The sequence below is a fragment of the Herbidospora daliensis genome (assembly GCF_001570585.1).
GTDB lineage: Bacteria > Actinomycetota > Actinomycetes > Streptosporangiales > Streptosporangiaceae > Herbidospora > Herbidospora daliensis.
Window position 1 is genome coordinate 686,026 of record NZ_BBXF01000002.1, and the last position, 13,734, is coordinate 699,759.

The 13,734-nt window shown below is 68.8% G+C and carries 16 protein-coding genes; 7 read left to right on the forward strand and 9 right to left on the reverse strand.

What is annotated here, in order from left to right; all coding sequences use genetic code 11:
- Window positions 1-15: 15 nt before the first annotated feature.
- Both AW274_RS09565 and AW274_RS09570 read right to left on the reverse strand, forming a co-directional pair.
- The gene (locus AW274_RS09565) at window positions 16-450 is read right to left on the reverse strand and encodes a hypothetical protein (RefSeq protein ID WP_062430685.1); all 435 of its coding nucleotides are present in this window, start codon (window positions 448-450) and stop codon (window positions 16-18) included.
- Window positions 451-773: 323 nt separating this feature from the next.
- On the reverse strand, window positions 774-1,103 hold the full coding sequence (locus AW274_RS09570; protein ID WP_062430686.1) for a VOC family protein: 330 nt from the start codon (window positions 1,101-1,103) through the stop codon (window positions 774-776).
- A 19-nt stretch (window positions 1,104-1,122) separates the two neighbouring features.
- Here AW274_RS09570 and AW274_RS09575 point away from each other — a divergent pair, with 19 nt between their 5' ends.
- Entirely contained in the window at window positions 1,123-2,346 is a 1,224-nt protein-coding gene (locus AW274_RS09575) for a hypothetical protein (protein WP_157519952.1), read from the forward strand.
- On the opposite strand, the gene AW274_RS09580 is transcribed toward AW274_RS09575, so the two are convergent.
- Window positions 2,321-4,297, reverse strand: coding sequence for a SpoIIE family protein phosphatase (locus AW274_RS09580; protein WP_198169111.1), 1,977 nt, complete (start codon window positions 4,295-4,297; stop codon window positions 2,321-2,323). The genes AW274_RS09575 and AW274_RS09580 overlap by 26 nt on opposite strands.
- A 116-nt stretch (window positions 4,298-4,413) precedes the next feature.
- Between AW274_RS09580 and AW274_RS09585 the strand changes: the two genes are divergently transcribed.
- A complete protein-coding gene (locus AW274_RS09585; RefSeq protein WP_062430688.1) occupies window positions 4,414-4,761 on the forward strand; it encodes a hypothetical protein in 348 nt (115 codons plus the stop codon).
- Here AW274_RS09585 and AW274_RS09590 read toward each other — a convergent pair.
- The gene (locus tag AW274_RS09590) at window positions 4,731-6,398 is read right to left on the reverse strand and encodes an alpha-keto acid decarboxylase family protein (protein ID WP_062430689.1); all 1,668 of its coding nucleotides are present in this window, start codon (window positions 6,396-6,398) and stop codon (window positions 4,731-4,733) included. The two genes, AW274_RS09585 and AW274_RS09590, sit on opposite strands and share 31 nt — an antisense overlap.
- Window positions 6,399-6,532: 134 nt before the next feature.
- Between AW274_RS09590 and AW274_RS09595 the strand changes: the two genes are divergently transcribed.
- Window positions 6,533-7,363, forward strand: a complete 831-nt coding sequence (locus AW274_RS09595; protein ID WP_062430690.1) for an undecaprenyl-diphosphate phosphatase — start codon at window positions 6,533-6,535, stop codon at window positions 7,361-7,363.
- Here the strand turns inward: AW274_RS09595 and AW274_RS41195 are convergent, their stop codons facing one another.
- Entirely contained in the window at window positions 7,364-7,540 is a 177-nt protein-coding gene (locus AW274_RS41195) for a hypothetical protein (protein WP_198169112.1), read from the reverse strand.
- A gap of 62 nt (window positions 7,541-7,602) precedes the next feature.
- Between AW274_RS41195 and AW274_RS09605 the strand changes: the two genes are divergently transcribed.
- A complete protein-coding gene (locus AW274_RS09605; protein ID WP_062430692.1) occupies window positions 7,603-8,028 on the forward strand; it encodes a MarR family winged helix-turn-helix transcriptional regulator in 426 nt (141 codons plus the stop codon).
- Between the two features lie 13 nt (window positions 8,029-8,041).
- Window positions 8,042-8,773, forward strand: a complete 732-nt coding sequence (gene cobF / locus AW274_RS09610; RefSeq protein ID WP_062430693.1) for a precorrin-6A synthase (deacetylating) — start codon at window positions 8,042-8,044, stop codon at window positions 8,771-8,773.
- On the opposite strand, the gene AW274_RS09615 is transcribed toward cobF, so the two are convergent.
- The 4 genes from AW274_RS09615 to AW274_RS09630 are packed head-to-tail and all read right to left on the reverse strand — an operon-like array spanning window position 8,752 to window position 10,719.
- Window positions 8,752-9,672, reverse strand: coding sequence for an NAD(+)/NADH kinase (locus AW274_RS09615; protein WP_062430694.1), 921 nt, complete (start codon window positions 9,670-9,672; stop codon window positions 8,752-8,754). The genes cobF and AW274_RS09615 overlap by 22 nt on opposite strands.
- A gap of 32 nt (window positions 9,673-9,704) precedes the next feature.
- A complete protein-coding gene (locus tag AW274_RS09620) occupies window positions 9,705-10,079 on the reverse strand; it encodes a hypothetical protein (protein WP_062430695.1) in 375 nt (124 codons plus the stop codon).
- 14 nt (window positions 10,080-10,093) lie between these two features.
- Window positions 10,094-10,423, reverse strand: a complete 330-nt coding sequence (locus tag AW274_RS09625) for a type II toxin-antitoxin system PemK/MazF family toxin (protein ID WP_062430696.1) — start codon at window positions 10,421-10,423, stop codon at window positions 10,094-10,096.
- Entirely contained in the window at window positions 10,423-10,719 is a 297-nt protein-coding gene (locus AW274_RS09630; RefSeq protein ID WP_062430697.1) for a hypothetical protein, read from the reverse strand. Before AW274_RS09630 ends, AW274_RS09625 begins: the two co-directional genes overlap by 1 nt.
- A gap of 102 nt (window positions 10,720-10,821) precedes the next feature.
- Between AW274_RS09630 and argG the strand changes: the two genes are divergently transcribed.
- Both argG and AW274_RS09640 read left to right on the forward strand, forming a co-directional pair.
- Window positions 10,822-12,267: an argininosuccinate synthase gene (gene argG, locus AW274_RS09635; protein WP_062430698.1), complete on the forward strand. Its 1,446-nt coding sequence runs from the start codon at window positions 10,822-10,824 to the stop codon at window positions 12,265-12,267.
- Window positions 12,268-12,400: 133 nt separating this feature from the next.
- On the forward strand, window positions 12,401-13,702 hold the full coding sequence (locus AW274_RS09640) for a serine hydrolase (protein ID WP_157519954.1): 1,302 nt from the start codon (window positions 12,401-12,403) through the stop codon (window positions 13,700-13,702).
- Window positions 13,703-13,734: the final 32 nt, after the last annotated feature.

The following is a 13,734-nucleotide window of genomic DNA, read 5'->3' on the forward strand; positions in this document are numbered from 1 at the left end:
CGCCCGGCCGGTCGATCAGTTGAAGGGGTTGTCGTAGGTGCCGCTGCTCTTGGTGCGGCTCATGTACTGGCCGTTCGTCCTGCTGAACCAGCCGGCGGTGACGTCGAAGCGCAGGTTGTAGACGGCGCTGCCGAAGTTGACCTCAGAGCTGTACAGCGCCACCTGCTGGCATCCCGGGGCCGAGCTGGAGCCCGACCAGATGGGGTAGCTGCCAGAGGATCCGTTCACCACGATGACGGCGGACGGCTGGGGGTAGGCGCCGCTCTGCCAGCAGATGCTCAGCGAGTAGCGGTACTTCGTGTTGGAGTCGTCGAACGCGATGGTCCCCTGCAGCTGGGCGAGCGGCATGCCGGAGCCGTCGTTGGCGGTCACCTGCACCCAGACCGACTGGTCGGGGCCGTAGGCGGCGTGGGCGGGGGTGGCGGGGAGGATGAGGGCGGCCAGTGCCATGAAGGCGAAGGCGATCGATGTCGTCAGGCGACGTCCCCTCGGGCGTTTGGTCAATTCACACCTCGTCTATTCAGGAGTGACGGAACGCCCGGAGGCTACATATGCGATCTTGGGTCGTCCAGCAGACGCCATTTGGGATCGGCCTCACGAATATCAATCGAATCATCGGTGACGCTTCCCAGGCGTGACCAGCGGTGGCGCGCATTTACGGTCTGGACCGCAGGAGCTGAAATTTTCACCCTCAATAGCGCCGGGCTATTTATTTCGAGACCTGAGCCGGTTCGCATCGTGACCACCACGAAGGCCGGCGTAGCCCGACGCCGTCACGAGGGTGGCTGGGTCAGGCAGAACTCGTTGCCCTCCGGGTCGCGCATGACCTGGAACGCGCCCTGCGCGTCGGTCTGCAGCGGGCCGTTCTCCGCCGCGCCCCAGGTTACGGCCATGGCCGCCGCGGCGGCGACGTCGCTCACGTCGATGTCCAGGTGGACGCGGTTCTTGCCGATCTTGGGCTCAGGCACACGCTGGAAGGCGATCCGCACGGGTCCGTCCACATAAGACCACGAAGGGTCCCGGTCGACCGGCGGCACGCCGAGCAGTTTGCCCCAGAATGCGGCCAACATGGCCGGGTCGGCACAGTCGAACACGAGCTGCATGCCGCGTAGCTTAGACGGGATGAGACCGGCCCCCCTCCTCGTGATCGTCGTGCTGGTCGCCGGTTGTGTGCCCGCGCCGGCGGAACCCGTCCAGAAGGCCCCGGCGACGACGCCGATCCCGCCCATCAAGGCCGCGTCGGTGAACTGCGAGCTCCCGGCCGAGGACGTCGACGATTTCCGGGCCGTCGACGTGGAGACGGCGTGGCGAAACGTCTGGGTGGACGAGGCCCGTGGGTCCATGTCGCTGCTCGCGGCGGCCCCCGACGGGGCGTTGTGGTCGAGTTTCTCCAGCGAGAAACAGGAGGGCCGCGCCGTGGTGATCAGGGACGGCGGGGTGCGCCGCTGGGACGGTTCCCGATGGGAGACCTCCCATATTCCCCTGGCCCGCCCACCACACGTCCAGTCCGACATCGCGATCGCGGCGGCTTCCGCGGACCAGGCGTGGATGTTCGGCGTCTCCAACGGAAAATCGTCCAAGGAAATCGCCGGCTACGCGGCCACCTTCGAGAACGGTGAGTGGCGCGCGGAACCGCTGCCCGAACCGGCCGCACGAGACGTCGGCTTGGCCCCCACCGGGGTTCGTGCCGTCGACGGGCAGGTCTGGGCCGTCAACGGCAAGGTGGCGGTCTCAGGGACGGGAGGGCGGTGGCGCCAGCACCCGTTCCCCGTGGGGGTCGCGGCCCTGGGAGCCGGTGACGGCGAGATCTGGGCGGTCGGCGGGGAACTCCATCCGCCTGCGGCGATGCGATGGAAGTCCGGGAGCTGGCGTCAGATCGCCACCCCCGCCTTCGAGCGGCCCGAAGGCACGACGGTGTCCCTCACCGACGTCGTGGTGGTCGGCGCCGACGACGTCTGGGCCGTCGGCGGGATCGCGTGGCTCGTCTTCGGCGAGTACGACGAGGAGAACGAGCCCCTGGAGAAGGGCCACCCCCTGGCCATGCACTGGGACGGAACGGCCTGGACCTGCCATTGGGGGCCGGTCACCTCCACCGCCGGGGACATGATCCGCTTCCGCGAGGCCGAGCCCGACGGCGCCGGCGGGCTCTGGGTGGTCGGCCTTCCCGACCAGCTCTGGCACCTCGACGGCGCCCGCTGGACCCGCCATCGCATACCCGGCACCGCACCGAAGGTCCGTTCCCTGGCCTGGCGGCCGGGGACTCGGGAGGTCTACGCGGTGGGACCCGACGCCTCCCACGCCGTTCTCTGGCGGGCCTGCGTCAAGGGATCTGAATGCGGGCCATGAGCAGGGCGATGTCGTCCTCGGCCGGGCCGTCGCCCACGATGGAGTCGATCACGGTCGCGCACATCTGCTCCAGCGTCGCCGATTCCCGCGTCGCGAGGGTGAGGACGTCGCCGAGTCGCTTCATGCCGGCGTCGAGGTCGGCCTGCCGCGTCTCGATCAGGCCGTCGGTGTAGAGGGCGAGCAGCGTGCCGGTGGGCAGGTGCAGCTCGCAGTTCTGGAAGGTGCCGAGGCCCACGCCGATCGGGGTGCCGGGGGGCAGCGGCGGGAACGTCACCTCGCCCGACGGGGTGACGATCGCGGGGGGCGGGTGGCCTGCGGTCGCCATGGTGCAGCAGCCGGTCAGGGGGTCGTAGACGGCGTACAGGCAGGTGGCGCCCATGGCGTCGGGGGTGAGGGCGTCCTCTGTCATGAGGTGGTCGAGGTGGGTGAGCAGCTCGTCCGGTGGCAGGTCCAGATAGGCGAGGGCGCGTACGGCCGTCCGCAGGCGGCCCATGGCGGCGGCCGCGTTGATGCCGTGGCCGGTGACGTCGCCGACGACCAGAGCCAACCGCGCGTCGGGGAGGTGGATGACGTCGTACCAGTCGCCGCCGACGCCCTCGTGGGTGTCGGAGGGCAGGTAGCGGGAGGCGACCTCGACGGCGTCGCCGCCGCACAGGTGGTGCGGGAGCAGGTCGCGCTGGAGCGCCAGGGCGGTCAGCCGTTCGCGGGTGTACTGGCGGGCGTTGTCGAGGCTGAGTGCGGCGCGGGTGACGAGTTCCTCGGCCACCAGCAGGTCGTCCTTGCTGAACGGCGCGGGGTTGGACGTGCGGGCGAAGGCGGCCACGCCGAGCACGTCGCCGCGGGCCTCAAGAGGGACGACGATCAGGGAGTGCATGCCGGTGGCGTGGATGATCCGGCAGCGGCCGGGGTCCAGCTCCAGCCAGGTGCCGGGCGAGGTGTCCAGCACGGGCTCGAAGTGGGAGCGGCGGGAGTGCAGGACCTCGGTGAACGGCGATCTCGGCGGTACGAAGACGGCTTCGCCGCGTTCCCACAGCGACTCGGGGGCGCCTTCGTGGATCGACGCCACGCCCGCCCGCCGGAAGGCGGGGATGCCGGCCTCGGCCGTGGCCAGGCGCCGGAGCGGCTCGGTGCCGGGGAGCATCTCCTCCGGCAGGTCGACGGTGACGAAGTCGGCCAGCACCGGGATGGCCAGTTCGGCGAGTTCCTGGGCGGTGCTCATGACGTCCAGAGTGCTGCCGAGCCGGACGCCCGCCTGGCGCAGGAGATCGAGATGATCGCGCGCCTTGCTGTTGCTGAAGTCGAGCGCGACCGAGCAGACGCCCAGCGTGCGGCCGTCGGCGCCGGTCAGCGGCAGCAGGGAGATCGACAGGACCCGTTCCTCGGTCCCGTAGGACCAGTGGGCCTCCCGGTCGATCAGGGGACGCCCGTCGGCGAGGACCTCACGCACGGCGTCGCGCACGCGCTCGTTGTCGACGCCCGGGATGACCTCGGTCAGGGATCGGCCGATCCGGTAGTAGGGGTAGCCGTCGCGGAGCTGCTCGGCCGCCTCGTTGAACCAGACGCAGCGCAGGTCCTTGTCCCAGATGGCCATGGCGATGGGGAAACTGCCGATGAGCGATTCCAGGAGGGCGCCGGTGTCGGTGGACAGGTCGATGGTCAGCGGGATCGCCGACAACAACCAGGACTTCCCCCGGCTGTCGTCGCCCAGCGTGAGCGGCGCGGCGTCGGCCCGCACGATCACCACGCGGCCGTCCCGCCGCCGCACCTCCATCATCCCCTTGCGGGGCGAGAAGGCGCCGGCGTGGCCGTCACGCGTGAGGAGCGTGCCGATGGGACGGCCGAAGATGTCCTCGGCGAGGTAACCGGTGAGCTCTTCGGCGGCCTGAGTCCAGCCGATCACCGCGCCCGAGCCGTCGACGACGGCGACTGCCGGGGTCGCACCTCCGAGCACACTGTCAGCTGATTTCAATGCCATCACCCGTTCAGTGCCAGAAATGTCAGAATAACTGTGCTGAACTGGCCTTATATGAACTTGGACCAAGCTTTGCGGCACCTGTACGGTCGCCTATGAGCTTCGATCTGGCCTTCTGGCACGCCGCTGACGACATCGACGTCGCCCACGCCGCGGAGATCTACAACCGCCTCCTCGAGGAGGAATCCGGCCTGGTGCCGGACGTACCGGCCGTGGAGACGTTCCGCGAACAGGTTGTCGCCGTATATCCCGATCTGACGTCCGACGAGGATCTCGAGACCTGCCCTTGGACGGCCGAGCTCTTCACCGGTCCCGGGTTCCTCGTCGCGTGCATCTCCTGGAAGAGGAGCGCCGAAGTCGCGTCCACCCTGGTGGCCCTGGCCAAGCGCAACGGGCTGATCTGTTACGACCCTCAGGCCGGTCGGGTGATCAGACCCGAGTAGAGGGTGTCGGTGTTGGCGTGGAGTTGTTCCGCCAGGGGCGGTGCCGTGTATGTGTCGGTGACCACCTCGATGTAGCAGCCGCCCCTCGCCGACTGGGCCGCGTCCATGGCCTCGTCGAGTTCCCGCAGGGTCGTCACCCTGGCGATCTGCCATCCCTCGCAGCCGAAGACCGCGGGCAGTTCCGCGTAGTGCCACTGGCCGAGGTCGTTGTACGCGCTGTCGGGGTCGCGGCAGAGCAGGCGTTCGATCAGGTAGCCCTGGTTGTTGAGGACGAAGACGACGGGACGCAGGCCGTACCGGCCGAAGACGCTCAGTTCCTGGACGGTGAGCTGGTGCGAGCCCTCGCCGGTGATCAGCACCACCCGCCGGTCGGGGGCGGCGAAGGCCGCGCCGACAGCGGCGGGGGTGGCCCAGCCGATCGAGCCCCACATGGTCTGGTTCTCGAAGGCGACGTGCTCGGGCAGGCGGGCGAAGGCCATGCCGAGCGACGGGGTGCCGGTCTCGGCGACCAGGATGTCGCCCTGCTTCAGGAACGACTCCCAGCGCGGGTAGAGGGTCTCGGCGGTGATCGGGTCTTGTCCGCTGCCGCGGACCTGGTCCATGCGGGTGAGGTCGGTGCCGGGCATGGGCCAGTTCCGGTCGGGCAGGTCGCTGACCAGGGCGGGCAGCAGGTCCTTCATCTCGACGCTCTGGTAGGTCAGGCCGTCGACCTGGGTGTGGTGGTGGCGGATGTCGATGACCTTGGCCGGGTCGAGGTCGGCGGTGAAGGCGCCGCTGTTGAAGTCGTGCATGAGCGCGCCGATCATGACGACGGCGTCGGCGTCCTCGACGAAGCGGCGCACGCTCTCGTTCATGAGCTTGCCGTCGTACATGCCGGCGAAGGCCGGGTCGTCCTCGTCGAGGATGCCCTTGTCGGCGACCATCGTGGCGAAGGGCAGGCCGGTGGCGTCCAGGAAGGAACGCAGTTCGCAGCCCAGCCCGGCGCGCACGGTCAGCAGACCGGGCAGCACGCACGCCGTCTCGGCCTTGCCGAGCATCCGGGTGATCGCCTGGACGACGGCCCTGACCTGCGCCGGATCGCTGGCCGGAGGTGGCAGCGGCGCGGCCTCGCTGACGATCGGCATCGAGGCCATGTCGGCGGGAAAGGCCAGGTAGACCGGGCGGCGATGGTAGAGCGCGGCGCCGATCAGCCGCTCGATCTCGGCGGCGGCGTTCTGCGGGGTGAAGATCGCGCTGGCGCAGACGACCGGTTCGCACATGCGCCGGAACAGGTCGAACTCGCCGTTGCCGAGCGTGTGGTGGACCAGCGCACGATGCGCCTGTACGGGCATCTTCGGCATGCCGACCAGGTGGAACACCGGCAGATGGTCGGCGTACGCCCCGGCGATGCCGTTGATCGCGCTGAGCTCGCCGACGCCGTAGGTGGTGCAGACGGCCCCGACGCCGTTGACGCGGGCGTAGCCGTCGGCGCTGTAGGCGGCGTTGAGTTCGTTGCAGCTGCCGATCCATTCGACGTCGGGGTGGGCCACGATCGCGTCGTCGACGGGGAACGCGTAGTCCCCGGGGACGCCGAAGACGTGGCGTACGCCGAGGTCCCGGAGGCGGTTGAGGACGTGCTCGATCACGGTGGTGGCCATGGACTCCCCCTTGTCGTCTGAGGGAAGCGTGCCCAGTTAAACGTGACGAATCACCATAAAACGGGCAGTCGTCTTGAGTGTGGTGATCCGCTAGCCTGGCCGCTCCACCCTTTGAACAGAGGAAAGGTGCAGTCGTGATCGGCTGGTTCGAAGCGGTCATTCTCGGGCTGATCCAAGGGCTCACCGAGTTCCTGCCGATCTCCTCCAGCGCCCACATCCGCGTGGTGTCGGCGTTCGCCGGCTGGCCCGACCCGGGAGCGGCGTTCACGGCGGTGATCCAGCTCGGCACCGAGGCGGCCGTGCTGATCTACTTCCGCAAAGAGCTCTGGGAGATCATCTCCACCTGGACGCGCTCGCTGTTCGACAAGTCGCTGCGCGACAACTGGGCCGCCCGCATGGGGTGGTACATCATCGCCGGCACGCTGCCCATCGCGATCCTCGGCCTGGTGCTCAAAGACCAGATCGAGACGGTCTTCCGCGACCTGCGCATCGTCGGCGTCACCCTGATCGTCTTCGCGCTCATCCTCTGGTGGGCCGACCACACCGCGCGCAACACGCTGTCGTTGCAGACCCACCTCAACTTCAAGCACGCGCTCGGCTACGGTTTCGCCCAGTCGCTGGCGCTGATCCCGGGCGTCTCCCGCTCGGGCGGCACGGTGACCGCGGGTCTGCTGCTCGGCTACCGGCGTGAAGACGCGGCGAAGTACTCATTCCTGCTGGCCATCCCGGCCGTGCTGGCGTCGGGCGGGCTGGAGCTGTTCGAGATCGGCGAGGGTCAGGCGCCCGCGTGGGGGCCGACGATCCTGGCCACGGTGATCTCGTTCTTCGTGGGGTACGCCGCGGTGGCGTGGTTCCTGCGCTACATCAGCACCCACCGGTTCACCCCGTTCGTGATCTACCGGATCATCCTGGGAGTGTTCGTCATCCTGTCGGTCGGCATGGGCTGGATCCCCGCGCAGGGCTGATCACGTCTCCATCGCCATCACGATCACGAGCCCGACCAGGTGGATCAGGACCACGAACACCATGAAGGCGACGAACAGCCACTTCGCCGGGCCGTGCTCGAAGGTCTTGTCGTCCTTCAACGGCGGGCGCTTCGCCTGGCGGTCGGCGATCCGCTCTTCCAGGGGCTTTCGCATCATGGCCATCCTCCGTCGGGTAGTGCACTAACATTTAGTGTACTAACTATTAGGGGGCGACGAAAATGGATCCGCTGTCTCTGGAGAACCAGGTCTGCTTCGCCCTGGCCGTCGCCTCCCGCTCGGTGATCGCGCTCTACCGGCCGGTGCTGGAGCCGATGGGCCTCACGCATCCGCAATACCTAGTCATGCTGGCGCTCTGGGAGCGGGCGCCGCTGTCGGTCAAAGACCTCGCCGGGCTGCTGCAACTCGAACCGGCCACCCTGTCGCCGCTGCTCAAGAGGCTGGAGGCGGCCGGGCTCGTCGAGCGTCGGCGGGGCACCGCCGACGAGCGCTCGCTGGCCGTCACCCTCACCGACAGCGGCCGGGCGCTGCGCGCCGAGGCCGAGAAGATCCCCGCCACGATCGTCGAACGCCTCGGCATGGACGTCGCCGAGCTGCAGGACCTGCACCAGGCGCTGACCCGGGTGATCGCCGCCGCGACCCGATGACACACTCGTCTGTGTGAAACGCCTCCTCCTCATCGGGATCGGCGCCGGCGACCCGGACCATCTCACCCTCCAGGCCGTCAAGGCCATCGCGGCCACCGACGTCTTCTTCATCGTCGACAAGGGTGCGGAGAAGCGCGACCTGACCGATCTGCGCCACCAGATGATCGAAGACCACGCGCGCGAGCCCCACCGGATCGTCACCGCGACCGACCCCGAACGCGACCGCACCGCCGCCGCCTACGCCGAAGCGGTCGAAGACTGGCGCGAGCGCCGGGGCGTGCTCTACCACCAGATGATCGACGAGGCCCTCGGCGAGGGCCAGACCGGGGCGTTCCTGATCTGGGGAGATCCGGGCGTGTACGACAGCACGCTCGCCGCCCTCGAAGGACTGCCGCCCGGCATCGAGATCGAGGTCGTCCCCGGCATCAGCGCGGTCGCCGCCCTCACCGCCCGCCACCGGATCGGCCTGACGCGGGTCGCCCGCCCCGTCCACCTCACCACCGGCCGCCGCCTCGCCGACGAGGGCCCGAGCGCCGACGACATGGTGATCATGCTCGACGCCCGCCTCGCCTTCGAGGGACTCGACGACTTCGACATCTACTGGGGCGCCTACCTCGGCACCCCCGACGAGATCCTGGTCGCCGGCCCCGTGGCCGAGGTGTCCCCGAAGATCAGGGAACTGCGCGCCGAAGCGAGACAACGCAAAGGCTGGATCATGGACACCTACCTGCTGCGCAGGCGCTGAGCCCGTTCCCGCAGCTCCTCCGGCACGAGTTCGAGCAGCTGGTCGGGCCGCAACGGCAGATCGAGCAGGCTCAGCTTGACCCGCGTGCGCTGGGCGTGCGCCGCCGCGTCGAACCGCACCAGGTTCACCGCGTCCTTGTGCAGCCGCACCCCCAGCCCATCGGCAACGCCGAGATCCCGGGTGTGTACGCCATCGAGCAGCACCCGGGCCGGCTCCTCCGACCGGTTGGTCAGCCGCATCTCGTCGTCGGCCCCGAAGACGACCGTCCGGTCGATGCCCGTCATGGGCGCGACCGGCGTCAACGCGAGGGCGGGCACCGACGGAGACAACACCGGCCCGCCCGCCGCGTAGTTGTAGGCGGTCGACCCGGTCGGCGTACAGGCCACCACGGCGTCACACCGGTAGTAGCCGTGCTGGATCCCATGGACCGACAGGTCGACGTTGACCGTCGCCCACTGCCGCGCCCCGGTCACGACCAGGTCGTTGAACGCGACCACGCCGTCGACCATCAGGCAACTGTGGGGCTCCAGCATGAAGTCGCCCCTGGTCAGCCGATCGAGCGCGGCCGGCAACTCCGCGGGCGAGACCTCGACGAGAAACCCGAGGTTGCCGTGGTTGACCCCGAGGACGGGCGTGCCCCGCCCCACCACCAGGCGCATCGCCCCCAGCATGGTCCCGTCACCCCCGAGACTGACCACGGCGGTGGCCCGCTCGGCGAACTCCTCGGCCCCGACGGCCACGACATCGCCCCCGAGCCGGCCGGCATCGCCCTCCAGCGCGATCAGCGTCGCACCACGAGCCGCCGCGAACTCCCTGATCAGCGCGACAGAACCGGCGACGGGATTACGCGGATGCGCCACGAGACCGATGACATGCGGCCGCCCGGAATCGACTCCCATGAGAGCCCCTTACCCAGGGCCCTCAGGCCACCTCACTCGGGTAGGACCTCGAAGAGCCGGCCGTACGAGGTGAGATCGGCGCACACGACCGAATATCCGTAGCTGCTCGGCGACGTACCCTTGTTGATCTTCTTCGGGAACCGGCTCATGCCGGCGGCGTGGACGGTCCTGACGGGAACGTCGAGTCCGTTGATGGCGTGCAAGCGATCGATCGCCGTTCCGGGATGCAGGAACACTGCGATGACCTGCCTCTTGGATCGTTGTCGATCGAGATATACGGTCACGCCGTCGCGCTCGAGCTCGAAGTAGTACATGACCGGATCCCGTGTGAGGTCGAACCCGTGTTCGCTCGCGATGGTGATCAGGCGCTGCTCGAATTCGGTTGGCGGGTGTGCCTGGCGGGCCATCGTCCGTCCTGTGCTCAGAGGGCCAGTGCGTGTCTCAGGCCCTGGCCTACGCGCAGCATCGTCTGGAGGCTCAGGCCGCCGAGGTCTCGGTGGAGATCCTCCTCGAAAAGGATCACGATGTCGTCGCAGAGCACGCGGCCCGCCAGTGGATCTTCCGGAGTGAGCTCGACGATGCTCGGCAATGGTGGTTTCGGCGACGTGGTGATCCGGACGGCCAGATAACTCGGTAGCGCGCGGTTGCGGGCGTTGTTGCTCACGATGACGTAGGGCTTCTCGCCGTACTCCTCTCCCAGGTCGGCCATGTAGACCCTGCCTCTCAGGGGGTATGCGCCGTTGTCAGGCATCAGTCGCGGGAGACCTCGGCGGTGCGGCGGCGGGCGGCGCGCCGGTGCGCGTGGTCTTCTTCGGTCTGGGCGGCGGCGAGGGCGGCGTAACCCGTGACCATCACCTCGTTGAGCACCGCTTTCCTGGCGACGTCGACGAGGGTGTGCAGGGCTGTCGCGGTGGAGGTCTCAGGGCCCAGGGCGGTGCCCGCGAGCTGCTCGACGGCCAGGTTCTCGGGACTGCCGGGGGTGCGGATGGCCTCCAGGAACTGCCGATCGATCTCCGACAGGGGAACAGGTGCTCGATGCGATGCCACACCTCATGGTGCATCTCGTGTCGCAGATTCTGCAACTCGACCTGCGACGCCTGGTGGCGAGCCTGATTGCATGGTCATGCATGGGTGTGTATAGTTCTGCTTGTGTCCAAGGTGCTGAATTCCCTCCCTGTCGGTGAACGAGTCGGGATCGCCTTCTCCGGTGGCCTCGACACCTCCGTCGCGGTCGCGTGGATGCGCGAGCGAGGGGCCGTCCCGTGCACGTACACGGCGGAACTCGGGCAGTACGACGAGCCCGACATCGCCTCGGTGCCCGGTCGGGCCCAGGAATACGGCGCGGAGATCGCGCGGCTGGTCGACTGCCGGGCGACCCTGGTCGAAGAGGGGCTCGCGGCGCTGGCCTGCGGGGCCTTCCACATCCGGTCGGGTGGCCGCACCTATTTCAACACCACGCCCCTCGGGCGCGCGGTGACCGGCACCCTGCTGGTCCGGGCGATGCTCGACGACGGCGTGCAGATCTGGGGCGACGGGTCGACCTACAAGGGCAACGACATCGAGCGGTTCTACCGCTACGGGCTGCTGGCCAACCCGTCGTTGCGCATCTACAAGCCGTGGCTCGACGCCGACTTCGTCCACGAGCTCGGTGGGCGCAAGGAGATGTCCGAGTGGCTTCAGCAGCGTGACCTGCCCTATCGCCACAGCACCGAGAAGGCCTACTCGACCGACGCCAACATCTGGGGCGCCACCCACGAGGCCAAGTCGCTGGAGCACCTCGACACCGGCATCGAGATCGTCGAGCCCATCATGGGCGTGCGGTTCTGGGATCCGTCGGTCGAGATCGCGGCGGAAGACGTGACCATCGGCTTCGAGCAGGGCCGGCCGATCACGATCAATGGCAAGGAGTTCGCCTCGCCGGTCGACCTGGTGCTGGAGGCCAACGCCATCGGCGGCCGCCACGGCATGGGCATGTCCGACCAGATCGAGAACCGCGTCATCGAGGCCAAGTCGCGCGGCATCTACGAGGCCCCGGGCATGGCGCTGCTGCACGCCGCCTACGAGCGTCTCGTCAACGCGATCCACAACGAAGACACGCTGGTCAGCTACCACAACGAGGGCCGCCGTCTCGGCCGGCTCATGTACGAGGGCCGCTGGCTCGACCCGCAGGCGCTCATGCTCCGCGAGGCGCTCCAGCGCTGGGTCGGCACCGCCGTCACGGGCCAGGTCACGCTGCGGCTGCGCCGGGGCGAGGACTACTCGATCATCGACACGTCCGGCCCGTCGTTCAGCTACCACCCCGACAAGCTGTCGATGGAGCGCACCGAGGACTCCGCGTTCGGCCCGCTCGACCGCATCGGCCAGCTGACCATGCGCAACCTCGACATCGCCGACTCCCGCGCCAAGCTGGAGCAGTACGCCGGTCTCGGCATGGTCGGCAGCGCCCACGGCGACCTGATCGCCCTGCAGGCCGCGCCGACCGAGCTGATCGGCGCGATGCCCGAGGGCGGCGCCGAGGCCATCGCCTCGCGCGGCGAGGTGTCCGAAGACGACGCACTCCTCGACGCCGCCGCTATGGAGGCGGGCACCGACTAGCGGTTGTTCGTCCGAATCCCCGGTCCGCGCTCAGCGGGCCGGGGATTCGCGCATCTCACCCCCGGGCACGGGTGACTTTTCGTCACTGCGGGTATCCGAGAACGGCACCGGCTCATCGATCGGGGGAGATGCCGTGAGGCTCGCACGACTCATGCTTCCATTCGCGCTGCTGCTCAGCGCGTGCGCGACGGCCGAACAGGCCGCGCCCGTCGCGACGTCGCAGGCGGCGGCGCCCATTCCCGACAGCCCCGTCGGCGAGAAGCTGACCTGGTATCTGGGCGCCCTGTCTTCGCTGCCCATCCCCGCCGACCAGATCAATCGGCATTTCGCGCCGTCGTTCGTCAAACAGGTGCCCGCCGACCAGATCAACGAGGTCAGCAAGCAGCTCAAGGGGCTGCGCGTGGTCGAGATCCAGCGCGCCACCGAGACCGACCTGGTGGCGCTGGTCGAGTCGGGCGGCAACCAGGCGAAGCTCAGCATGTCGGTCGATCCCGCCGGGCAGATCGCCGGCCTGCTGATCTCCCCGGCCGACGCGCCCACCCCCGCGAGCTGGGGCGACATCGACGAGCGCCTCGCGACCGCGGCCCCGTCGGGCTTCCTCGCCGCGGGTCAGGACTGCAAGCCCGTCCACGGCATCGAGCCGAACCGGGCCCGTCCACTCGGTTCGATGTTCAAGTTGTACGTCCTGGGCGCCGTCGCCCAGGAGGTCAAAGCCGGCCGCCTGTCCTGGGGCGACCAGCTGACCATCACCGACGCGAAGAAGAGCCTGCCCAGCGGCGAGCTGCAAGACCGTCCCGACGGCTCGAAGGTCACGGTCAAGGAGGCCGCCAAGCTGATGATCTCCATCAGCGACAACACCGCCACCGACCTGCTGATCGACCGCGTCGGCAAACCGTCCGTGGAGGCCGTGATCCGCGCCTGGTCGTCCAACGCCGACAAGAACATCCCCCTGCTGACCACCCGCGAACTGTTCGTCCTGAAGGGCGCCGACTACCCCAAGTACGCCGAGGGCTTCCTCAAGGCCCGCGACCGCCGCGCCTACCTCGAGGACACCGTCGACAAGGTGCCGACCAGCGAGGTCGAGGTGTGGACGAGCCCTCGCGAGGTCACCACGATCGAGTGGTTCGGCAGCCCCACCGACATGTGCCGCGCCCTGGTCAGCCTCCACGGCTTCGGCGGGCCCGAACTCGACGAGATCATGGGCGCCAACGACGCCGGGCTCGGGCTCGACCAGAAGACCTGGCCCACGGTGTGGTTCAAGGGCGGCTCCGAGCCGGGGGTGCTGACGCTCGGCTTCCTGGCCGTTTCCGACCAGAACAAGGTCGGGGTCGTGGTGGTCGAGGCCGTCGACGAGAAGAAGGTCATCCCCGAGGTGGCGGCGGCGACCGAGGCGCTGGCGATCGTCCGGGGGGCGTTCGGGCTGCTGTATAGGTGAGCCCGGGTTTTGTCGGTGCCGGTCGATAACGT

Excerpts from the sequence above, each read along its gene's own strand:
- AW274_RS09565 (WP_062430685.1), bottom strand. The coding sequence starts at position 450 with ATGGCACTGGCCGCCCTCATCCTCCCCGCCACCCCCGCCCACGCCGCC.
- AW274_RS09620 (WP_062430695.1), bottom strand. The coding sequence starts at position 10,079 with ATGGCCCGCCAGGCACACCCGCCAACCGAATTCGAGCAGCGCCTGATC.
- AW274_RS09585 (WP_062430688.1), top strand. The coding sequence starts at position 4,414 with ATGAGCTTCGATCTGGCCTTCTGGCACGCCGCTGACGACATCGACGTC.
- AW274_RS09605 (WP_062430692.1), top strand. The coding sequence starts at position 7,603 with ATGGATCCGCTGTCTCTGGAGAACCAGGTCTGCTTCGCCCTGGCCGTC.
- AW274_RS09615 (WP_062430694.1), bottom strand. The coding sequence starts at position 9,672 with ATGGGAGTCGATTCCGGGCGGCCGCATGTCATCGGTCTCGTGGCGCAT.
- AW274_RS09590 (WP_062430689.1), bottom strand. The coding sequence starts at position 6,398 with ATGGCCACCACCGTGATCGAGCACGTCCTCAACCGCCTCCGGGACCTC.
- AW274_RS09625 (WP_062430696.1), bottom strand. The coding sequence starts at position 10,423 with ATGCCTGACAACGGCGCATACCCCCTGAGAGGCAGGGTCTACATGGCC.
- AW274_RS09575 (WP_157519952.1), top strand. The coding sequence starts at position 1,123 with ATGAGACCGGCCCCCCTCCTCGTGATCGTCGTGCTGGTCGCCGGTTGT.
- AW274_RS09570 (WP_062430686.1), bottom strand. The coding sequence starts at position 1,103 with ATGCAGCTCGTGTTCGACTGTGCCGACCCGGCCATGTTGGCCGCATTC.
- AW274_RS41195 (WP_198169112.1), bottom strand. The coding sequence starts at position 7,540 with ATGATGCGAAAGCCCCTGGAAGAGCGGATCGCCGACCGCCAGGCGAAG.